The 19,782-nt window shown below is 60.5% G+C and carries 14 protein-coding genes; 10 read left to right on the top strand and 4 right to left on the bottom strand.

Features of this window, described 5'->3' with window-relative positions:
* Nucleotides 1-24: 24 nt before the first annotated feature.
* The gene (locus ABD937_RS11915) at nucleotides 25-1,158 is read right to left on the bottom strand and encodes an NAD(P)/FAD-dependent oxidoreductase (protein ID WP_345255948.1); all 1,134 of its coding nucleotides are present in this window, start codon (nucleotides 1,156-1,158) and stop codon (nucleotides 25-27) included.
* Nucleotides 1,159-1,230: 72 nt separating this feature from the next.
* On the opposite strand from ABD937_RS11915, the gene ABD937_RS11910 reads away from it, so the two are divergent.
* On the top strand, nucleotides 1,231-2,010 hold the full coding sequence (locus tag ABD937_RS11910; RefSeq protein ID WP_345255947.1) for a DUF4197 domain-containing protein: 780 nt from the start codon (nucleotides 1,231-1,233) through the stop codon (nucleotides 2,008-2,010).
* 526 nt (nucleotides 2,011-2,536) lie between these two features.
* Here the strand turns inward: ABD937_RS11910 and ABD937_RS11905 are convergent.
* Nucleotides 2,537-3,346: an RDD family protein gene (locus ABD937_RS11905; RefSeq protein WP_345255946.1), complete on the bottom strand. Its 810-nt coding sequence runs from the start codon at nucleotides 3,344-3,346 to the stop codon at nucleotides 2,537-2,539.
* An 80-nt stretch (nucleotides 3,347-3,426) separates the two neighbouring features.
* Here ABD937_RS11905 and ABD937_RS11900 point away from each other — a divergent pair, with 80 nt between their 5' ends.
* The 6 genes from ABD937_RS11900 (at nucleotide 3,427) to truB (ending at nucleotide 9,925) form a co-directional block, all read left to right on the top strand.
* Nucleotides 3,427-4,395, top strand: a complete 969-nt coding sequence (locus tag ABD937_RS11900) for a stage II sporulation protein M (RefSeq protein ID WP_345255945.1) — start codon at nucleotides 3,427-3,429, stop codon at nucleotides 4,393-4,395.
* Nucleotides 4,388-5,230: a DUF4129 domain-containing protein gene (locus ABD937_RS11895; RefSeq protein WP_345255944.1), complete on the top strand. Its 843-nt coding sequence runs from the start codon at nucleotides 4,388-4,390 to the stop codon at nucleotides 5,228-5,230. The genes ABD937_RS11900 and ABD937_RS11895 overlap by 8 nt, the downstream gene beginning before the upstream one ends.
* On the top strand, nucleotides 5,227-6,423 hold the full coding sequence (locus ABD937_RS11890) for a DUF4350 domain-containing protein (RefSeq protein WP_345255943.1): 1,197 nt from the start codon (nucleotides 5,227-5,229) through the stop codon (nucleotides 6,421-6,423). Before ABD937_RS11895 ends, ABD937_RS11890 begins: the two co-directional genes overlap by 4 nt.
* Nucleotide 6,424: 1 nt before the next feature.
* The gene (locus tag ABD937_RS11885; protein ID WP_345255942.1) at nucleotides 6,425-7,402 is read left to right on the top strand and encodes an AAA family ATPase; all 978 of its coding nucleotides are present in this window, start codon (nucleotides 6,425-6,427) and stop codon (nucleotides 7,400-7,402) included.
* Nucleotides 7,402-8,751 (top strand): DUF58 domain-containing protein, encoded by a 1,350-nt coding sequence (locus ABD937_RS11880; RefSeq protein WP_345255941.1) that lies wholly within the window; start codon nucleotides 7,402-7,404, stop codon nucleotides 8,749-8,751. The genes ABD937_RS11885 and ABD937_RS11880 overlap by 1 nt, the downstream gene beginning before the upstream one ends.
* A gap of 379 nt (nucleotides 8,752-9,130) precedes the next feature.
* Nucleotides 9,131-9,925: a tRNA pseudouridine(55) synthase TruB gene (gene truB / locus ABD937_RS11875; protein WP_345255940.1), complete on the top strand. Its 795-nt coding sequence runs from the start codon at nucleotides 9,131-9,133 to the stop codon at nucleotides 9,923-9,925.
* 420 nt (nucleotides 9,926-10,345) lie between these two features.
* Here the strand turns inward: truB and ABD937_RS11870 are convergent, their stop codons facing one another.
* On the bottom strand, nucleotides 10,346-12,709 hold the full coding sequence (locus ABD937_RS11870; protein WP_345255939.1) for a BamA/TamA family outer membrane protein: 2,364 nt from the start codon (nucleotides 12,707-12,709) through the stop codon (nucleotides 10,346-10,348).
* Between the two features lie 16 nt (nucleotides 12,710-12,725).
* Between ABD937_RS11870 and ABD937_RS11865 the strand changes: the two genes are divergently transcribed.
* Nucleotides 12,726-13,469 (top strand): TrmH family RNA methyltransferase, encoded by a 744-nt coding sequence (locus ABD937_RS11865; protein WP_345255938.1) that lies wholly within the window; start codon nucleotides 12,726-12,728, stop codon nucleotides 13,467-13,469.
* Nucleotides 13,470-14,168: 699 nt separating this feature from the next.
* Here ABD937_RS11865 and ABD937_RS11860 read toward each other — a convergent pair.
* Entirely contained in the window at nucleotides 14,169-15,404 is a 1,236-nt protein-coding gene (locus tag ABD937_RS11860) for an ABC transporter permease (RefSeq protein ID WP_345255937.1), read from the bottom strand.
* Nucleotides 15,405-15,743: 339 nt separating this feature from the next.
* On the opposite strand from ABD937_RS11860, the gene ABD937_RS11855 reads away from it, so the two are divergent.
* Nucleotides 15,744-17,033, top strand: coding sequence for a type IX secretion system plug protein (locus tag ABD937_RS11855; RefSeq protein ID WP_345255936.1), 1,290 nt, complete (start codon nucleotides 15,744-15,746; stop codon nucleotides 17,031-17,033).
* A 367-nt stretch (nucleotides 17,034-17,400) separates the two neighbouring features.
* Nucleotides 17,401-19,671 carry a Tex family protein gene (locus tag ABD937_RS11850; protein WP_345255934.1) on the top strand — a complete coding sequence of 757 codons (2,271 nt, stop codon included), beginning with the start codon at nucleotides 17,401-17,403 and terminating at the stop codon, nucleotides 19,669-19,671.
* The last annotated feature ends 111 nt before the right edge of the window (nucleotides 19,672-19,782 follow it).

Below are 19,782 nucleotides of genomic sequence, written 5' to 3'. Positions count from 1 at the left end.
GGGCTTTTTCATGCGGGAAACGGATTAGAGTTCGATCAGCCGCGCTGCCCGGCGACCCACTTCAGGAGCGGCGGCTACGCCAATGCCGCCAAGCGCTACGGCCGCATGCACGCGGTTGTCCAGGGTGCGTACACAGGGCGTTTTTTCAGTGCCCATGCCCATGATCCCGCTCCAGCGGTGCTCGATGGTATAGTCGCCCTTGCGGCCGGGAAGCACCACCGAATCGAGGAAGCGCTCCAGCTCGCCCTGGATCAGCTCCGTGGTCACCCGCTCGTCGGAGGTTTCGGCCTCGCAGGCTTTGTTGCGGGCGCCCCCCAGCAGCACCCGGTTGCCGAGGTTGCGGAAATAGTAATACCCTTCGTCGGCGTGAAAGGTCCCCTGCCAGGCAAGTCCTTCGATAGGGGAGGTGAGCAGTACCTGTCCGCGCGCGGGCGTCACCTGCAGTTCGGGCAGGAGGTGCCGGGCGGCGGTATTGTTGCACAGCAACACGTGCCTTGCCTTGAGGTCGAAGCCTGCGCTGGTGGTCACGGTTACAAGGGAGGCGTCAGCATGGATAGCGCCGGCGGCGACGCCGTGGAGCAACTGTACATCATTTTGCTGCAGGCTTTTTTGCAACGCGCGCACGAGCTTGCCGGAATGCAGCGATCCCTCGGCCTTGTTGCGTACGAGGTGCGTGGTGGCACCGAAGCCGAAGCGCGGGATCTTGTGCGACACATCGCGGAACGTGCGGCGGGCACCGGTAAGGGGCTTGAGCAGGATGTTGAGGACTTCGAGCTGGCCGGCGAGCTCCTCGCTGCTGATGACGCCTTCTTCGAACAACTCGTAGCCACCGCACCAATCGAGGTCGATACGCGCGGCGGTCAAGTTCTTTTCGATCTGCTGCAGGCCGCGGTACCGTAGTTCTACGAGCTCCAGCATGCGGTCGTTTCCGAGGGCTTTGGCGTCGGCCACGAGCTCGCCCGCCGATCCGAAGCAGGCAAAGCCGGCATTGCGGGTGGAAGCGCCCATCGGTATGAGGTCGCGCTCGAGTACCACGATGGACGCTTTCGGGTAGCGCCGCCGCAGGTGCCAGGCCGACCAGAGGCCGGCGAAGCCGCCCCCAACGATGAGGACGTCGGCAGGCGCGAGAAAACTTTCCTGTTCCCAGATGCTGAACATGCGGCAAAGGTACTTTAACGGCACCTTAAGGACGGATTCCTGTATTTTCGGTGTTGAACACTACCACCATCCATGAAAAAAATTCTCCTTCTTGCGCTCGGCGCCTGCGCGCTCAACGCCGCCAACGCCCAGTTCAAAGGCATGCTTGAAAAAGCCACGCAGCAGGTGGCCAAGAAAGACACCGCCAAAGCAGCTTCCGGCAATCCCCTCGGCAAGATCGTTTCGGCCGCCACCGGCGGTTCCGCCTCCGGCCTTTCCAACGAGGACATCATCAGCGGCCTGAAAGAGGCCCTCGCCGTAGGTACCACCAATGGCGCCAATAAGCTCTCCGCCGTCGACGGCTTCTTCAAGGACGCCGCCCTCAAGATCCTGATGCCGGCCGAAGCGCAGAAAGTGGAAAAGACCCTGCGCGGCATGGGCATGGGCAAGCAGGTCGACCAGGCCATCCTGAGCATGAACCGCGCGGCCGAAGATGCCACGAAGAGCGCGGCGCCCATCTTCCTGAATGCCATCAAGGGCATTACCATCCAGGATGGCTTCAACATCCTCAAGGGCAACGAGACGGCCGCTACCACCTTCCTGAAAGACCGTACGCAGGCGCAGCTTACGGCTGCCTTCCGTCCGGTGATCGAGGAGGCCCTGAAAAAGGTGGATGCCACGAAATACTGGAACACGCTTTTCACCAACTACAACCGCTTCTCCGCCCAGAAGGTGAACCCCGACCTCACGGCCTACGTAACCGAGAAGGCCCTCTTCGGCATCTTCACCAAAGTAGGAGAGGAAGAGGCCAGAATCCGCAAAGACCCCATGGCCCGCACGTCGGATATCCTGAAGAAGGTGTTCGGGAAGTAATCCGGGAAATGATATTGACGAAAAGGGAGAGCCGCAGGGTTTTCCCTTTTTTTGTTGGAGGCGTGAGCCGTGGTGAGATGGAATTTTTCCGGTCGATTAATCCCCGACCGCCGCTTTACCGACGGTAGACACCTTGCGTGGAAAGGATCTTGGAGGGATGCGCGCTTGGTAGCCCGGCATAACATGCCGGGTTAAAGGTGTCGATAAAGAAAAAACATGTCAGCATCCCGGAGGGATGCGCGTTACTGGCCACGGTCGAAAATAAGGCGGTACCAATCGATTAATGCGAAATTCGAAACGGCGGATGATGATGCCAGGCGCTTCCAGTTATGGTACCGGACAGCGATAAATTTCACGGGATGTCTGGATCATGCTCCATTTCCCGATTTTTTGGTAACGCGCATCCCTCCGGGATGCATTTGGCGCAGGCGCTTGATCTGCACGCGGAGCCAGGAATTCATTTCAGAATTGCGGAGATCATACTAAATAATCGGAATGACGGAACTGCCCTGCTCACCCGCTCACGCTAATGTGTCGTCAGGTAATTATAATCCTTCAGCAGGATCTCCAGGAAATCGTACGGCGACATATCCGTTTCGATGTGCAGGTGCGCCTTGATCTTGTTGGCCGCGCGTTCGGCCAGGTTATAGTCGTGGTGGCGGCGCGCCGAGTCGAGGATGTTCTTGATGGCGTTGATGTCGCGGTCGGACAGCTGCATCACCTGTGGATATACGGGTGTGTAGGTGTCCACGACGTGCTGGAAGATCGTTTCCTCGATGCCGGCCTTCTGGGTGGTGCGGATCAGCAGGGTATGGGCCAGCAGGTCGCCGAGGCGCTGGTGCCGGGCGGTGACGTTGACGAGGATGATATCGGCCGTGAGCAGTGCGAAAGCGAGGCCGGCCTGCATCAGGAGCTGCGGGCTGCGGCCGCCCGAGGCCCCGCTGATCATGATCACGATGATCATATAATCGGTGGTGCGGATGATCCAGCGGATCAGCACCTGGCTCACGCTCGGGCGCCCGCCGCGGTCGTTGATGACCCGCAGCTTCATGAGGCGCTTTCCGATGCTTTGCCCCTTGAACACGAGCTCGCAGAACGGATGGTAGCAAAAGAAAGGCACGATGATGCAGAAGAGGCCGATGCCTTCCCAGAACTCCCGGGCCTTGCTGCCGTAGTCGAGCCCGCGCGTCACGCCCGTATAGATCTCGCCCATCACGTAGATATACGCAATGAGCACGGCGGTGTCGATGAACCAGGCGCCCAGCCGGCGGTGAAAGGCCGCCGCCGGAAAGGTGATGCTGATGTTGAAGCTCGTAGGTATGTGGATCGTAGACATAGGAAACCGCAACAAGTTACAGGATAAAACGGGTCGGCGAACCGAAAAATCACTAATTTACCCGGCGTAAATACTGCCATTTGCGCGAAGGATTATTCATTAAGAAGAACAAGGAGCACTGGGAGAAGATCGAGCACGACCGGTCGGCGAATGCGGATGAAACGGCCTCCAACTTCACCCGCCTGGTAAACGACCTCGCGTATGCCAAGACCTTTTACCCGGGCAGCAAGATCACAACTTACCTCAATGCCCTGGCATCGCGGATCTACCTGAGCATCTACCAGAACCGGAAGGACCCCGAAAACCGCCTGGCCGCCTTCGTGCGCCGCGACCTGCCGCTTACCATCGCCCGGCGCTACAAGATGCTGCTGTTCGCCTTCGGCGTCTTCGTCATCTTCTTCTCCGTGGGCTTCTTTTCCGCCATGCAGGACAAGACCTTCGTGCGCCAGGTACTCGGCGACGGCTACGTGGACATGACGGAGCAAAACATAGCCGAGGGCAATCCCTTCGACGTGTATGCCCAGACAAGCCCCTTCTTGATGTGGATCCAGATCATGCTCAACAACATCATCGTCTGCATCATGTATTTCTTCCGGGGCGTGCTGCTCGGCATCCCGAGCATCCTGGCGCTGGGCCGCGAGTCGATCCGGATCGGGGCCTTCGAATACATGTTCTATTCGCATGGGCTGGGTGCCGATGCCGTGGTGACTGTGCTGCTGCATGGGCTCCTCGAGCTGACCGCCATCATCATCACCTGCGGCGCCGGCCTCGTGATGGGCACGAGCTGGCTGTTCCCGGGCACGCGCCGCCGCTTCAAAGCCTTGCAGGACGGGGTCAAGGACGGCGTCAAGATCGTGGCGGCACTGATCCCCGTGTTCATGGTCGCCGCCTTTATCGAAGGCTTCGTGACGCGCCACTACAAGATGCCCTTGCCCATGAGCCTCGGCATCCTCGCGGCCTGCGGCGCCTTTATCGTCTGGTACTTCATTCTTTATCCCTTCCAGGTGGCCGCTGCGGAGAGAAAACGCCGGGCCGCGACCTATGAATAAGCGTTTCGTGCCTCTGTCATTGGTGCTACTACTGGTCAGCCTGCTCGGCGCCGCACCGCGCCTGCACGCGCAGGACGATGCCATGAGCGATACCCTGCAGCTGGATACCGTTGTGGTGGAGGAAGGTCTACTGAGCAATTCTGAGGATGACGAAGAAGAGACCACTACCTACACGGTGGAGACGGAGGACGAGGACGCGAAATTCCGTCCCGGTACGCTTGCCGCCACCGACAGCGGGGCGGTGCAGGCCCGCCGGGTTCCCGACGACCGCGTGCGTGCCCTGCGCGCCGACGACGCGTTCTGGTACCTCGGGGTGCGCCCGAAGCAACCGAAGCAGGAAGCGCCGCGCAGCAGCCGGACTTCGTCGCCCGGCTTTTTTTCCGACCGCTGGATCTCTTATATTTTATGGACGCTCGTGGGCATCGGCATCCTGGCCGCGATCATCGCCTTTTTATCGGCAGTGGATGCTTCGCCCTTCCGCCGCCGCAAGGAAGTGCTCGACGCTGATTCGGAGCCGTCGGAGGAAGACCTGTTCAGCTTCGACTTCGATGCCGCCATCCGCGATGCCGCGGCTGCTGAGAACTACCGCCTGGCCATCCGCCTGATGTACCTGCAGCTGCTGCGGGTGATGGCGGAACGCAACGTGCTGCAATACCGCCAGGAGCGTACCAACAGCGCCTATGTAAGCCAGCTTTACGGCACGCCCTACCATGCCGATTTCCTCCGCGCCACCCGCTACTACGAGTATGCCTGGTACGGGCAGCTGCCGGTAAGCGCCACTGCCTACGCCGCCGTGCGCACACAGATCGATCACCTCAAAAACCGCGTGGCATGAAGCGCAGGCTCCCCCTCCTGATCGCGTTGGCGGTCGTGCTCGTGGTGATCGTGATCGCCGTGGGCCGCGGCAAGAGCTCGCGCTCGTTCGACGAGCGGGTAACCCTCCGGCGCGACGACAAGATCCCTTATGGCTGCTTCGCGGCCCGCCACCTGCTGCCCACCCTTTTTCCGAAGGCTACCGTCAGCGACGACCGCAGCATGCCCGGCAAGTGGACCAACCTAACGGCGGCGAACAGCGGGCAGGCCGTGATCCTGATCGGCCGCGACATCAACGCCGACGAGGAGGAGCTGACCGAGCTTCTCGACTTCGTGCGCGCCGGCAACTACGTGTTCCTGAGCGGTGGCGATTTCTCCTACACGTTCAACCGCAAGCTGGGCCTCATGAACAGCACCTTCGACTTCGCCTCGTCCGACGACTCGCTCGAGGTGGAGCTCGTGGAGCCCCGTTTCCCGCACCGCGTGTATCACTATGCCGGGCGCAACGGCGGCACGGTGTTCGGCCGCAACGACCCCGACAGCGTGCAGGTGCTCGGCACCAACGAAATGGGCCGGCCCAATTTCGTGGCGCTGCGCTACGGCAACGGGCTGCTGTTTGTGCACGGGGCACCGCTCGCTTTCAGCAACTACTTCCTGCTGCAGCCCGGTAACCTCGATTACTTCGAACAGGTGCTTTCGGTGATCCCGCGCGATGTAACCCAGGTGGTCTGGAACGAGTACTACCTGAGCAAACGTGAGGGACCACAGGAAGAACCCAACTGGCTCGCCGTGCTGCTGCGCCACGAAGGCTTTGCCTGGGGGCTGGGTGTGCTGCTGGCCGCCCTGCTCTTGTATGCGTTCTCGGAGATGCGCCGCCGCCAACGCTGGATCCCGCCCTACGAGCGGCCCCGCAACGAGTCGCTCGACTTCGTAACCACCCTCGGCCGCCTCTACTACGATAAGCGCGATCACTCCGACCTGGCACATAAGATGACTACCTACTTCCTCGAGCACGTGCGGGCGCAATACAAGCTGTCTACCGAGGTGCTCGACGAAGACTTCATCCGCCGCCTGCGGGTGCGCTCGGGCTACCCCGAAGAGGACCTGCGCGGGATCGTCGACACCATCCAAACCCTTCGTAACGAACAAAGCGTGGACGCGAACAGGCTGCAGTCACTCTACCGCCGCCTCGAGTCCTTCTACCAAAATACATAACATGGAAACAGACCTCTTTGAACAACGAACCGACCTCTCGGCCCTCAGCGAAGCCATCAACGCCGTGCAGGCGCAGATCCGCCAGGTGATCGTAGGCCAGGACGAGATGGTGCGCCTCATCATCGCCGCCCTGCTTGCCGACGGCCACGTGCTGCTCGAAGGTGTGCCCGGCGTGGCCAAGACCCTCAGTGCCAAGCTCACCGCCAAAAGCCTCGAGGCGCCCTTCTCGCGCATCCAGTTCACCCCCGACCTGATGCCTTCCGACGTACTGGGCACACCGGTGTTCAACCCGCGCGAGGGCACCTTCGACTTCAAGAAGGGACCGCTCTTCAGCAACATCGTACTCATCGACGAGATCAACCGCGCCCCGGCCAAGACGCAGTCCGCACTGTTCGAGGTGATGGAGGAGCGCCAGATCACGATCGACGGCAAGACCTACCAGATGGCGCCGCCCTTCATGGTGATCGCCACGCAGAACCCGATCGAGCAGGAGGGAACCTACCGCCTGCCCGAGGCCCAGCTCGATCGCTTCCTCTTCAAGATCGTGGTGCCGTACCCGACCGCGGAGCAGGAGTTCGCCATCCTGCAGCAGTTCAACACGATGGGCAGCGCCGACGCGCTGGCGGCCATACAGCCGGTGCTGCGCCGCGACGAGGTGGTGCGGCTCCGCCAGCAGGTGCGCTCCTTCGTGGTGGAGGAGAAGCTCCTGCAGTTCATCGCCTCGTTCGTGCACCAGACCCGCAACCACAAGTCGATCTACCTCGGCGCCTCGCCGCGCGCGTCGCTGGCCGTGATGAACGCGAGCAAGGCCATAGCGGCCATGAGTGGACGCGACTTCGTGACACCCGACGATATCCTGGAGGTGATCCCGCCCGTGCTGCGCCACCGCATCATCCTGTCGCCCGAGAAGGAAATGGAAGGGGTATCCGAAGACACCGTGATCCGCCAGATCCTGCAAACCATGGACATCCCCCGCTGATGAAAACGATCAAGCGCTTTATCGACAGGACGTCTTTTTTCCCGACGCACCTGGTGTATTACACGCTGATGGGCGCTGCAGCCCTGTTCGTGCTGAGCTTCTGGTTCCCCTACCTGTTTACGATGGGGATGTTGGCGCTGCTCTTCATCGGGCTTGCCGTGCTGGTGGATACGCTGATGCTGTTTGGCCGGAAAAAAGGCTTCGATGCCTGGCGCCGCTGCCCGGAGCGCTTCAGCATCGGCGACGATAACCCCGTAGCCCTCGAGCTCGAGAACGAGTATGGCTTCGCGGTGCGCTGCACCATCATCGACGAGCTGCCCTACCAGTTCCAGGCGCGCCGTTGGCGCCGCCACATCCGCCTCGCCGGGGGCGACAAGCAAACGCTTTCGTACAAGCTGCGCCCGCTGCAGCGCGGCGAATATGGCTTCGGCAGTATCAATGTGTTCGTGCAATCGCCCCTCGGGTTCGTCAGCCGCCGCTATTCGTTCGAGCAGGAAGAGGTGGTGAAGGTGTACCCGTCGTTCCTGCAGGTGCGGCGCTACCAGCTGCTGGCCGCGGCCAACCGCCTCCAGGAGGCGGGCATAAAGCGGCAGCGTGCCCTCGGACACTCGCTCGAGTTCGAACAGATCAAGGAGTATGTGGTAGGCGACGACTACCGCACCGTGAACTGGAAGGCCACCGCCCGCCGCGGTGATCTCATGGTCAACAATTTCACCGACGAGCGCAGCCAGCAGGTGTATTGCATCGTGAACAAGGGCCGCGCCATGAAGATGCCCTTCGAGGGCATGACCCTGCTCGATTACGCCATCAACGCGGCACTGGTGCTGAGCAACGTGGCGCTGCAGCGGCAGGACAAGGCGGGCCTCATCACCTTTGCCCAGAAAACCGACACCTTCCTTGCCGCCGACAAGCGACCGGGGCAGTTCAACGGGATCATGGAAGCGCTCTACAAGCAGGAGACGACCTTCCTGGATGTGGACTTCGAAAAGCTGTTTGCCATCGTGCGCAACCGCATCACCCAGCGCAGCCTGCTGGTGCTGTTCACCAACTTCGAATCCTTTGAAAGCCTCGAGCGCGAGTTGCCCTCGCTGCAGCGGATGGCGCACTACCACCTGCTGGTGGTGGTGTTCTTCGAGAATACGGAGCTGAAGGGGCTGCGCGATAAGCCGGCCAAGACGATGGAGGATATTTACATCAAGACCATCGCCGACAAGTTCGCCCACGAAAAGCGCCTCATCGTAAAGGAGCTGCGCAAGCACGGCATCATCGCCCTCCTCACCACCCCCGAGAACCTGACGGTCCAGGCCATCAACAAGTACCTCGAGGTGAAGAACCGGCAGTCGATCTAGGAGCTCGGATCGGTGATCGCGGATCTGGGATCTTGCTTAGACGCGGCTATCTCTCGTTTTTCCAGGACACCGGTGTCGCCTGGGGCAGGAGAGAAGGAACGCAGATACCACGGATTTTATACGATGAGCGCGGATGATTGCGCACTACGTTTTTTTGCACCGGCTCTGCAGGATCTCCATCGCCGTTAAGATTATTTGGTACGATGAGGGCGTAGAGCCAGAATTACAAATAGACCACCAGACAAATAGACATCCCTCCTTTGCGAATACCTTAGCCCCTTCTTTTCTTAGCGGTTAAAATCACTTCTTTCTCTTTCCCTGCCTTCCCGGCTGCATTCAAGAATCGTCCTAAAACCGGTTCCCGTATTTTTGCTACCCCATGGAAAAAGTCCCGAACAGGTACGACGAAGGACAGGTGCTGCTGGTGAACAAGCCCCTGCGCTGGACCTCATTTGATGCCGTGCGCAAGCTGCGCCACCTCGTGCGCACCAAGAAGGTGGGGCATGCCGGTACCCTCGACCCCCTCGCCACAGGCCTCCTCATCGTGTGCACGGGCAAGTTTACCAAGAAGATCAACGAGTACATGGCGCAGGAGAAGGAGTACACCGGCACCATCACCCTCGGCGCCGTGACGCCCACCTACGACCTGGAGAGCGAGCCCGAAGATTTCAAGCCCTTTGACCACCTTACTCCGGAGCAATTGCGGGAAGCCACGAAACCTTTTACCGGCACCATACAGCAGCTTCCACCCGCGCATTCCGCCATCAAGAAGGACGGCAAGCGCCTCTACGAGCTCGCCCGCGCGGGCAAAGAGGTGGTGCTGGAACCCCGCACGGTCACGATTTCGGAATTTGAGCTGACGCGCATCGCCTTGCCGGAGGTCGATTTCCGCGTGGTGTGCAGCACCGGCACCTATATCCGCTCGCTCGCCAACGATTTCGGCGCGGCCCTCGGCACCGGCGGCTACCTCAGCGCCCTTTGCCGTACCCGCATCGGCGCCTTCCTCAACAGCGAGGCGAAAACGATGGAGGAATGGGAAGCCGAGATCCGGGAAGCGCTTGGAGCGCCGAGCAGGGAACAATCGAACAAGGAACAAGGAACACGGAACTACAAGCAAGGCACAAGGAACTTTGATGTACGACCTGGAAGCGACGAACCTAAGGATGCTCCCTGAGCGGATATTCCGGACCGACCGTTCGATCAAAACAATTATCGTACGTGCTTCCTGAGCGGCTGATACGGATTTTCGTTTCCGGGATTACTGGCCCACGGCTTCAGCCGTGGGTTTTCGATTTGCACAAGCCCATGGCTTCAGCCATGGGCGGAAGCGAACAAGGAACACGGAATATCGAAAATCGAAAGGGAGTTGCGAGCGGGAATCCACATGCCGCCGCCAGCCGTGCAGCACACCTTTCCGGATAGCTACCTACGTATCAGCGGGACACCGATTCTGCGCAGCCATTTCATCAATACGACCAGCGCTATTTTCTCATACTCACTCCGAACATTTTCTTTAGGGTAATCCGGCTCCCCTTCCCTTTGGGCAACCGAGCCACCGCGAAGGTTGCGCGCGTAGCGCTGGCTGGGGGCTGGGTCAAAACGGATAATCCACACCGAGCTGCAGGGTACCGCCCAGCGGCTTCCAGCCATAAAAGAATTTATTCTGCGCAGCCGGGTTTTCGGGGCTCGGGTCCTTGGCCTTGAATGCGTAATCGAGGCGGAACTTAATGAAGCTGAAGTCGGCCCGCAGCCCGGTACCCACGCCGATGGCCAGGTCGTTCCAGAGCTTGTCGGGGCGGAACTCGCCGCCGGGGTATGCGTCGTTCTTGCGGAGGAACCAGATATTGCCCGCATCCACAAACAGCGCGCTGTTGATGAACACGCCGCCGACCTCGAACAGGCGGAAGCGGTACTCCACGTTGCTTTCCAGCTGCATGTCGCCAAAGCGCTCGGGGAACGCGTTGCGCGCAAACGACTGCACCGAGGAGCCAGGGCCGAGCTTCCGCAGGCCCCAGGCCCGCATGCTGTTGGCGCCACCGCCGAAATAGGCGCGGTAGAAGGGCATATGACGGCGGTATTTGTTTTCGCCGGTGCTGATGCCGACCCCGCCGAGGAACCGGAAGGCGAGGGTCGACTTCGGGCCGGTGGCGATATTCTTCGCCCAGGAAACGTCCACTTTCACAAAGCGCTTCAGGGTGCTGTCGAGAAATTTCGAGCTGATGGCGCCTGCCGCAAGCCCCGAAAGCTCGATGGCCGCGCGAAGCACCCGCGAGCTTTTCTCGCGTACCCGCGTAAACGAGTTGCTGACGATGGTGGAAAGGATCAGTCCGTCGTTGAAGATGAATTCGTACGAGCGGTTGGTCTCGATCAGCTCTTTCAGGATGCGCATCCGGTTCACCTTCACAAATTCGGCATTGAAGCGCGTGGAGGCGATGGTGCTGCGCTCGCCGGAGGTCCGGTTGCCGTCGTATCCCCACGAAGCATTTACCGCCGTGAGGTCGAGGTAGTCGAAGCGGTGGATATAGCGGGCGTTGGCGCCGAGGGAGGAGCGCAGGGTACTGCGGAACGGCGATTTGAGCAGGAGCAGCGGTGCCTTCCAGCCATCGAACCACACAAGGCGTGGGAACAGGAGCGAGTAGGCCCCCGAAACCTGCACCGTCTGCGTCACCGTGGCGTTCAGCTCCGTAGCCACGCCGAGGCTGTAGGTGGCCTGGATGGCGCGCCGGGCGAAGTTTCGGTTCTGCAGGTTGAAGTTGAGGCCCACCAGGTTGGAGCCCACAAAGAGGCCGCCGAGGTTCTGTGAGCCTTCGATGTTGAAATCGTAGATATACTTACGGGCAGGGGTCAGGCGGATCACGAAGTCGACGGTGTCGGTGCCGGCGCGCGGCACGGCGTCCACGGTGGCCATGCGCCAGGCGGAGAGCGAATTGAAGCGGTTGGCCGTACGTTGCTGCACCCGCTGGTCGTAGAGGGTGCCGCGGCGGAGGTACACGTTCTCGGTGATCACCTTGGGCAGGAACAGCGTCGAATCATAGGGCCGTAGGAGCACGTCGCGGAAGGGGCGGGCGGGTGGCAAGGGCAGCTTCGAATTTTCGACGGTCAGGTCGGGATAGACCGTTACGTTGCCTACGTAATAGCGTGTCAGGTGGGAGCTGTCGGCGATGGGGCGGAGGCGGAGCTCTACGTCGGCTACGGGGTTCTCCCGGCGGCGCTGCAGGGCCTCGAGCAATTGCGCCTGCTCCAGCGGGTCCACGGTGGGGCGGAGCAGGGCGAGGCCCACGGTGTCCCACACGATCAGCATGTCTTCACGGCTGAAGCGCAGGAAGCCACGGTTGCGGTAGACATTCACCAGGCGGTCGAGCTCGGAGGAGAGGAGCCCCTTGGCAAAGGGCGCGCCCTTCCGGAGCAGCGCGGCGCGCTGGTTGGCGGGCTCCAGGGTAATGGCCTGCAGGGTGTCGAGAGCGGCGGCCTGCCGCGGGTTGTTGATCAGCGTGTCGTTGAGGGCGATGGTGATGGAGTCGATAAGAAAGCGCTTGTTCGGCTGCACGAAGAAGTCGAGGAGCACCCGCTGCTGGTCGCCTTTTTGCACCGTGTCGGTACGGTACGTGATCGTGTCGCGGAAATAGCCCAGCGCGCTCATGAGGCCGTTCATGAAGGTGATGGACCGGGCTACGTTGAGGGTATCGAAGCGGGCGGGGTTGCGGATAATGTTGAAGAAGAACAGCTTGGTGACGCTGCGCACGGCGATGGAGTCGTGCAGCTGCTCGGCCAGTCGCGACGCCAGCTCCTTGCTCGTGTCGCGGTCGAGGCCCTGCACGTGAATGTTGGTCTTGTATACGAACGGCGTATTCGCGCGGTAGTCGCGCACGGTGGTGCAGGAGGCGAAAAAGAGCAGCGCGGCAGCTACGAGAAAGCTAATTTTGACGCGGTACAAGGAAGAAGCTGCCGTTTCGATCATAGAATTGTTGCGATCAATGCTGAGTAAACAAGGGATCAAAGATATTCAAAGATTAGGCCTGAAAAAGGGACGCTCCGAAACCGGGCTCTTCCTTGCCGAAGGGCCTAAAGTGGTGGGCGAGCTGCTGGAGGCGCTGCCTGGTTCGGCCGTTGGGGTATACGCGTTGCCCGCCTGGATCGAAGCCCATGGCGGCTCTGTGCCCGGCTCCTTACTGACACCCGTAACCGAAGGCGAGCTTGCCCGCATCTCGCAATTGCAGACGCCCAACGGGGTGCTGATGGTTGCACGCCAGCTGCCCGCCCGCCGGCCGGCGCCCGCCTCCGGCTGGACGCTGTACCTCGACGATATCCAGGATCCCGGCAACCTCGGCACGCTGGTGCGCATCGCCGACTGGTTCGGCGTGCGCGACGTGGTGTGCAGTCCGGGCTGTGCCGAGCTGTATAATCCCAAGGTGGTACAATCCACGATGGCCTCGCTCGCGCGCGTCAACGTTTGGTATGATGAGGAGCAGGACTGGCTCGGGCAGCAGTCGCTCCCGCTGCTGGCCGCTGCATTGGGCGGCGATTCGATGTACGCGTTTTCGCCTCCGCCCACCGGCGGCATTCTTCTCATCGGCAACGAGTCGAAGGGCCTGCGGCCCGGGCTCCTGGAGCGCGCCACGCACCGGCTGACCATCCCCCGCATCGGCGGCGCCGAATCCCTAAACGCCGCGGTGGCCACAGGGATCATCCTGGCGCATCTCGTGAATCGTCAATCGTGAATCGTGAAGGGCTTCCCTTGGCTTCGGGGAAACAGTCGGTGGGCAGGAATGGCGTAGTTGCCTCGGGGACGGCGTATTTCCGTTTGGTCTTTAGTAGCGGAGAGGACCCTTTTATCGCTAAGCCGCAAAGGGGGGTTACGTGGAGTCGCTTATAATTACAGGCACTCCGAATACAGGTAGCGACGGTCGTTTTTATCTACAGACTTTTTTCAAGAGCGCAAAGAGAAGGCCCGCAGGCGGGCCAGTCTGAGATTGAGTACCCTGATCATCGAGGGGCTCCATTAGGGCATTGGCACGTCGTGAATAGCTTAGTAAACTGATTGAGCAGGGTTTCCGGTTTGCTCATTGGTAGCCGGGAGGGGCAGTTTTTATCGCTAAGGTGCAAAGGGATTTATCTAACGTCGCTCTTAAGTACAGGCACTCCGATTACAGGTAGCGACGGTCATTTTTATTTACAGTCATTTTTCAAGAGCGCAAAGAGAAGGCCTGCAAGCAAGCCCGTCTGACATTGAATACTCTTGTCGTTCAGGGGTTCCATGAAGGTATACTGTCTCAAACTCCCCTTCCCTTTGGACAACCGGGCAAAGCGAAGGTTGCGCGCGAAGCGCTGGTTGGGGGATGGGTCACTCCCCTTCCCTTGGTGAATGGGCCGGGGGATGGGTCACTCCCCTTCCCTTGGTGAATGGGCCGGGGGATGGGTCACGAGAACCGGATCGCCTTGATGGGCTGGATGCGGCGTACGAGCAGGGAAGGGATCAGCAGCACGAACAGTGACAGCAGCAGGGTACCGACCACCACGAGGCCTACCTGCGACCAGTCGACCCGCACGGCGGCCGTGCTCATGTAGTACTCGGCTTCGTTGAGCCGCACGAACTGGAAGCGCCGCTGCAAGGCGATGAGCAACAGGCTGAGGCCGGTGCCGAGCGCGATGCCGGTAAGGGTGATGAGCGCAGAATGAAAGAGGAAGATCCGCTGGATGGTCCAGTTGGAAGCGCCGAGTGCCTTGAGGATGCCGATCATCCGCACCCGCTCCAGCACCAGGATGATGAGGCAGGTGATGAAGTTGATGATGACGATGACGGTCACGATCGACAGCAGCACCGAGCCGTTGTTGCTCACGATGCCGAGCCAGTCGAAGATATTGGGATAGATCTCCCGTACGGTGCGTGTTTCCCAGAGCTGCGGGAAGGAGGGCTGCTCGAAGATGGCAGCGCTGACGGCGTCCATCCGCTCGTAATTATTCAAAAACACCTCGTACCCTCCGATCTCGTTGGGCGCCCAGCCGTTGAGGCGGCGGATGAGGCGCAGATCGCCGAGGGCGAAGGTCTTGTCGTATTCCTCGATCCCGGTCTTGTAGATGCCCACAATGGAGAGCCGGTCGGGGCGGAGGGAGCCATCGGGCCGCACGAAATAGATCAGCACGCGGTCGTGGAGCTTCAGGTGCAGCTGCGCCGCGGTGAAAGTGGACACCACGATCTCGCGGGCATAGGTGCTGTCGGGGAAGCGGAGCCAGCGCCCTTCCTGGATATAGGGAGCGATGTGCGCCGAGTCGTAGCTCGGGTCGAGGCCCTTGATGAGGGTACCTTCCATCTCCTCGGTGGTCTTGAGGATCGCGTACTTGGTGGCGAAGGGGTGGATGGAGCGGACGCCCGGCATCGACTGTACCGTCCGCAGGATCGAGTCGGAAGCCTCCATCGGTACTTCTTCGGCGATGGCCGTTTTGCCCGGCTGGCGGTAGCCGATCCGCACATGCCCCCAGAAGGAGAACACCTTTTCGCTTACCGCGTCCTGGAAGCCGTTGACGAAGGAGAGCGTCACGATCATGACGGTAACGGAGATCACCGTGGCCACCGTAGACAGGCGGATGATGAAGCGCGAGAAGCTCTGCTGCTGGTTGAAGGCGATCCGGCGGGCGATGAAGGAGGAGATGTTCACAAAATTTTTTTGGTTGCCCGGGAACCCTCCGGCGGCCGGCAGCGTCTATTCCCGGGACGGGCCAAAAATACGGAAACGTGAATCGTCAATCGTGAATCGTGAAGGCATCGGGGATGGGATTGGCCGCAGTGCCTGTTCTATCAACTGGTGAAGCGGGCTTGAACTAAACCCTGTCGTGGAACCTTGTTCAACACCGGAGGCAAAGTAAGGTAAAGCGGGCAACGCCAGATAAGTCACAAGCGCTAATCTCCTCTCAAAAGCATTCACGATTGACGATTCACGATTCACGGCCCCGGTGCCGCCCCTACAACAAACCCCGTTATGCCCTATTTTCAACCTATGATTCGCTCCCTGCTTGCCTTTTTTGCCCTGGTGATCAGCCTCGCGCCCGCCGCGGCTTCCGAAGTGCCTGCCGACGGCACCCCGGGTACCGTCGGGCGCATCTATTCGGCCAAACTACATCGCCCCGGCGACCAATCCTCCTTTCCCATGCTGACCCTCGGGTCGGCCGACGCGCTCGAGCTCCATTTCGACGACCTCGAAGGCGGTGTCAAGAATTACTACTATGGCTTCCAGCTGTGCAACGCCGACTGGACGCCCTCCATCCTGCATGCGTTTGAATACACGCGGGGCTTTCAGAATGTGCGGATCACCAACTACCGTATTTCCTCGGTGTCGGCCACCCGCTACACCCACTACCAGGCCATGGTGCCTGACCGCAACTCGGCGCCGACACGCTCCGGCAACTACCTCCTGAAGGTGTTCATCAACAACGACACGAACCAGATGGCCTTCGTGAAGCGCTTCGTGGTGGCCGATACGAAGGCCGGCGTGGCCCTGCAGGTGCAGGAACCTTTTAACGCCCGTTACTTCCGCACCTATCAGAAGCTGAACATCGGCATCAAAACCGGCAAGCAGATGACCAACTTCTCGCCCCAGGACCTTAAGGTGGTGGTGCTGCAGAACTACAACTGGCGCACGGCCCAGATGATCGACCGGCCCACGATCTACCGCGGCGACTACTACGAGTACAGCGACGAGGCGATCACCGCGATGCCCGCCGGCATGGAGTGGCGCTGGCTCGACTTGCGCAGCCTCCGACTCATGAGCGACCGGGTGGAGCGCCTCAACACCCGTTCCGATACCACGCAGGTGTACGTGAAGGCCGACGGTCCGCGCAATGGCCAGATCCGCGTGCAATACCGCGACCTCAACGGCCGCTACTCCATCGAGGCCATGGACAACGTGAACCCCTTCTGGCAAAGCGAATACGGGAATGTACACTTCACCTTCACGCCCCCGGGCGGTAAGGCCTTCGAGGGACAAGACGTCTACGTGTTCGGCGAGCTTACGGAGTACGCCGAGGGCGGCCGCGGCCTGATGACGTTCAACGAGTCGACAGGTGTTTACGAAGCCGATTTGTTCCTCAAGCAGGGTTTCTACAATTATGCCTACATCACCCTCCCGCGCGACAAGCCGGGCTACCCCGATATGAGCAGCACCGAGGGCAACAACTGGGCAACCGAGAACAGCTACACGGTGCTCGTGTATTTCCGTCCCTTCGGCGCCCGCGCTGACGAATTGGTGGGGGCGGGGACAGTTTCCTCGATCTTCGGTGACCGGAGATAGCCCATCCCCCGGCCAGCGCTTCGCGCGCAACCTTCGCTTTGCTCGGTTGTCCAAAGGGAAGGGGAGCTACAACCACATATTATTGGTCACCAGTGCGAAATCCGGGCTCACCTGCCCACCGATGTAATCGCTGGGAGGTCGGAGGTATTGTGCATCCTTTCTCCGAACGCCGGGACGCGGCTTTCCTAAAAAGTGACATACCAGTTCCAGTTTCGGGAAGCGTCCTGATGATCAGTCAACGTTCACCCTTACAAGCTGCGGGCACGTCAGGAAGAAAGCGGCACAGAGCCGACCGTTACCAATAAACCAATAAACTAATAGACCAATAAACGTACTTTTGCCGGCTCTAAAAACACCACCGCAGCGCATGGAACCGAAGTACCTCCGCCAGATCGCCGGCAAACTGAACCTAGCCGAAAAACAGGTCACCTCCGTGGAAACCCTCCAGGCCGAGGGCGCCACCATCCCCTTTATGGCCCGATACCGCAAGGAAGCCACCGGCAACCTCGACGAGGTGCAGCTCGCCCACATCGTGGAGGAGCTCGCCTATTTCAACGAACTCGTCAAGCGCAAGGAAACCGTACTCAAAACGATCGGCGACCTCGGCAAGCTGACTCCCGAGCTCCAGAAGCGCATCGACGACTGCCTTTCGGCCACCGAGCTCGAAGACATCTACCTGCCCTATAAGCCCAAGCGCAAGACCCGCGCCACCATGGCCATCGAAAAGGGCCTGCAGCCGCTGGCCGAGCTCCTGTTTGCCCAGGGCGACGGCGACGTGAACGAAGCGGCCGCGTCCTACCTCAACGAGCTTGTAAAAGACAACAAAGAGGCCCTCCAGGGCGCCCGCGACATCATTGCCGAATGGGTGTCGGAGAACGAGAACGCCCGTGCCAAGGTGCGCCAGCTCTTTACCGAAACGGCCGCCCTTTCGGCCCGCGTGCTCGAGACCAAGAAGGATGAGCCCGAGGCACAGAAATACCGCGACTATTTCGAGTTTGCCGAGCCGCTCGACAAATGCCCCTCGCACCGCCTGCTGGCCATCCGCCGTGGCGAAAAGGAAGGCTACCTGCTGATGGACGTCAACATCGAAAAAGCGACCGCGGTCGAAGAACTGGACCGCATGTTCGTGAAGGCGTCTAACCCGGCCGCCGCAGAAGTGCACCGCGCCGTCGAGGATTCCTATAACCGCCTCCTGAAGCCGTCCATCGAGAACGAATTCCGCCTCCTGTCGAAAAACAAGGCCGACGAGGACGCCATCAACGTCTTTACCGAGAACCTGCGCCAGCTGCTGCTGGCCTCGCCCCTCGGCTCCAAGCGCGTGCTCGCCCTCGACCCCGGCTACCGCACCGGTTGCAAGACCGTCTGCCTCGACGCCCAGGGCGCTCTCGTGCACCATACGGTGGTGTACCTGCACCAGGCCGACAACTTCGCCCACGAGCTGAAGCACCTTGTACAGAAATTCGATATCGAAGCCATCGGCATCGGCAACGGTACCGCCGGCCGCGAAACCGAGACCGCGGTGCGCGCCATCGACTTCGGAAAGCCCGTGAGCATCTTTCAGGTGAATGAGAGCGGCGCCTCCATCTACTCGGCTTCCGAGGTCGCCCGCGAAGAGTTTCCCGACCAGGATGTGACCGTGCGCGGCGCCGTCTCCATCGGCCGCCGGCTTCTCGACCCGCTGAGCGAGCTCGTGAAGATCGATCCGAAATCCATCGGCGTGGGCCAGTACCAGCACGACGTGAACCCCGTAAAGCTGAAAGGCGCCCTCGACCGTGTTGTGGAAAGCGCCGTGAACTACGTGGGGGTGGACGTGAACACCGCCTCCAAGCACCTGTTGCAATACGTGTCGGGCATCTCCTCCACGCTCGCCGGCAACATCGTGGCCTACCGCAACCAGTATGGCGCTTTCAAGAGCCGCGACGAGCTGAAGAAAGTGCCGCTGATGGGACCGAAGTCGTACGAGCAGTGTGCGGGCTTCCTCCGCATCCCGGGCGCCGAAAACCCGCTCGATAACTCGAGCGTGCACCCCGAGCGCTACGGCCTCGTGGCCCAGATGGCCACCGACCTGCAGGCCCGCCTCGAAGACCTCATCCGCGATGCCGGGCTGCGCAAGAAGATCAACCGCAAGCAATACCTCTCCGAGACCGTCGGTACATATACCATCGACGACATCCTGAAGGAGCTCGAAAAGCCCGGCCGCGACCCGCGCGGCGTGGTGGAGGAGTTCCGCTTTGAAGAATCGATCAAGAGCATTGAAGACGTGCGCGAAGGCATGTACGTGCCGGGAATCGTCACCAACATCACGGCCTTCGGTGCCTTCGTCGACATCGGCGTGAAGCAGGACGGCCTCGTGCACGTGTCGCAGCTGAGCAACCGCTTCGTGAGCGATCCCAATCAGGTGGTGAAGCTGCAGCAAAAGGTGATGGTGACCGTAACGGAAGTGGATGTTGCCCGCAAGCGCATTGCCCTGACGATGAAGACGCCCCAGGCACCGGGAAAGAACGAAGGACCCCGCCCCGAAAAGAAGCTGGGTAAGCCGGTGCCGCAGGGCGCAAGGCCGGCCGCTCCGAAGCCCGCGCTGAAGGAGGAATCCTTTGCAGACAAGCTCGCTTCGCTGCAGAACAAGTTCAAGAAATAGAGTGCTTTGATTGGAGCTGGTTGTTTGAAGTCTTCGACACAACCTTGTTCAGTAGATATACGATTCGGAAGCCCCTTCATGCGAAGGGGTTTTTGCTGGATCGAAAAAGAA

The organism is Flaviaestuariibacter amylovorans (genome assembly GCF_039541815.1).
Taxonomy (GTDB): Bacteria; Bacteroidota; Bacteroidia; order Chitinophagales; family Chitinophagaceae; genus Flavisolibacter; species Flavisolibacter amylovorans.
This window is presented reverse-complemented; position numbering and strand designations above follow the sequence as displayed.

Excerpts from the sequence above, each read along its gene's own strand:
- ABD937_RS11915 (WP_345255948.1), bottom strand. The coding sequence starts at position 1,158 with ATGTTCAGCATCTGGGAACAGGAAAGTTTTCTCGCGCCTGCCGACGTC.
- ABD937_RS11910 (WP_345255947.1), top strand. The coding sequence starts at position 1,231 with ATGAAAAAAATTCTCCTTCTTGCGCTCGGCGCCTGCGCGCTCAACGCC.
- ABD937_RS11905 (WP_345255946.1), bottom strand. The coding sequence starts at position 3,346 with ATGTCTACGATCCACATACCTACGAGCTTCAACATCAGCATCACCTTT.
- ABD937_RS11895 (WP_345255944.1), top strand. The coding sequence starts at position 4,388 with ATGAATAAGCGTTTCGTGCCTCTGTCATTGGTGCTACTACTGGTCAGC.
- ABD937_RS11890 (WP_345255943.1), top strand. The coding sequence starts at position 5,227 with ATGAAGCGCAGGCTCCCCCTCCTGATCGCGTTGGCGGTCGTGCTCGTG.
- ABD937_RS11885 (WP_345255942.1), top strand. The coding sequence starts at position 6,425 with ATGGAAACAGACCTCTTTGAACAACGAACCGACCTCTCGGCCCTCAGC.
- ABD937_RS11880 (WP_345255941.1), top strand. The coding sequence starts at position 7,402 with ATGAAAACGATCAAGCGCTTTATCGACAGGACGTCTTTTTTCCCGACG.
- truB (WP_345255940.1), top strand. The coding sequence starts at position 9,131 with ATGGAAAAAGTCCCGAACAGGTACGACGAAGGACAGGTGCTGCTGGTG.
- ABD937_RS11870 (WP_345255939.1), bottom strand. The coding sequence starts at position 12,709 with ATGATCGAAACGGCAGCTTCTTCCTTGTACCGCGTCAAAATTAGCTTT.
- ABD937_RS11865 (WP_345255938.1), top strand. The coding sequence starts at position 12,726 with ATGCTGAGTAAACAAGGGATCAAAGATATTCAAAGATTAGGCCTGAAA.
- ABD937_RS11855 (WP_345255936.1), top strand. The coding sequence starts at position 15,744 with ATGATTCGCTCCCTGCTTGCCTTTTTTGCCCTGGTGATCAGCCTCGCG.
- ABD937_RS11850 (WP_345255934.1), top strand. The coding sequence starts at position 17,401 with ATGGAACCGAAGTACCTCCGCCAGATCGCCGGCAAACTGAACCTAGCC.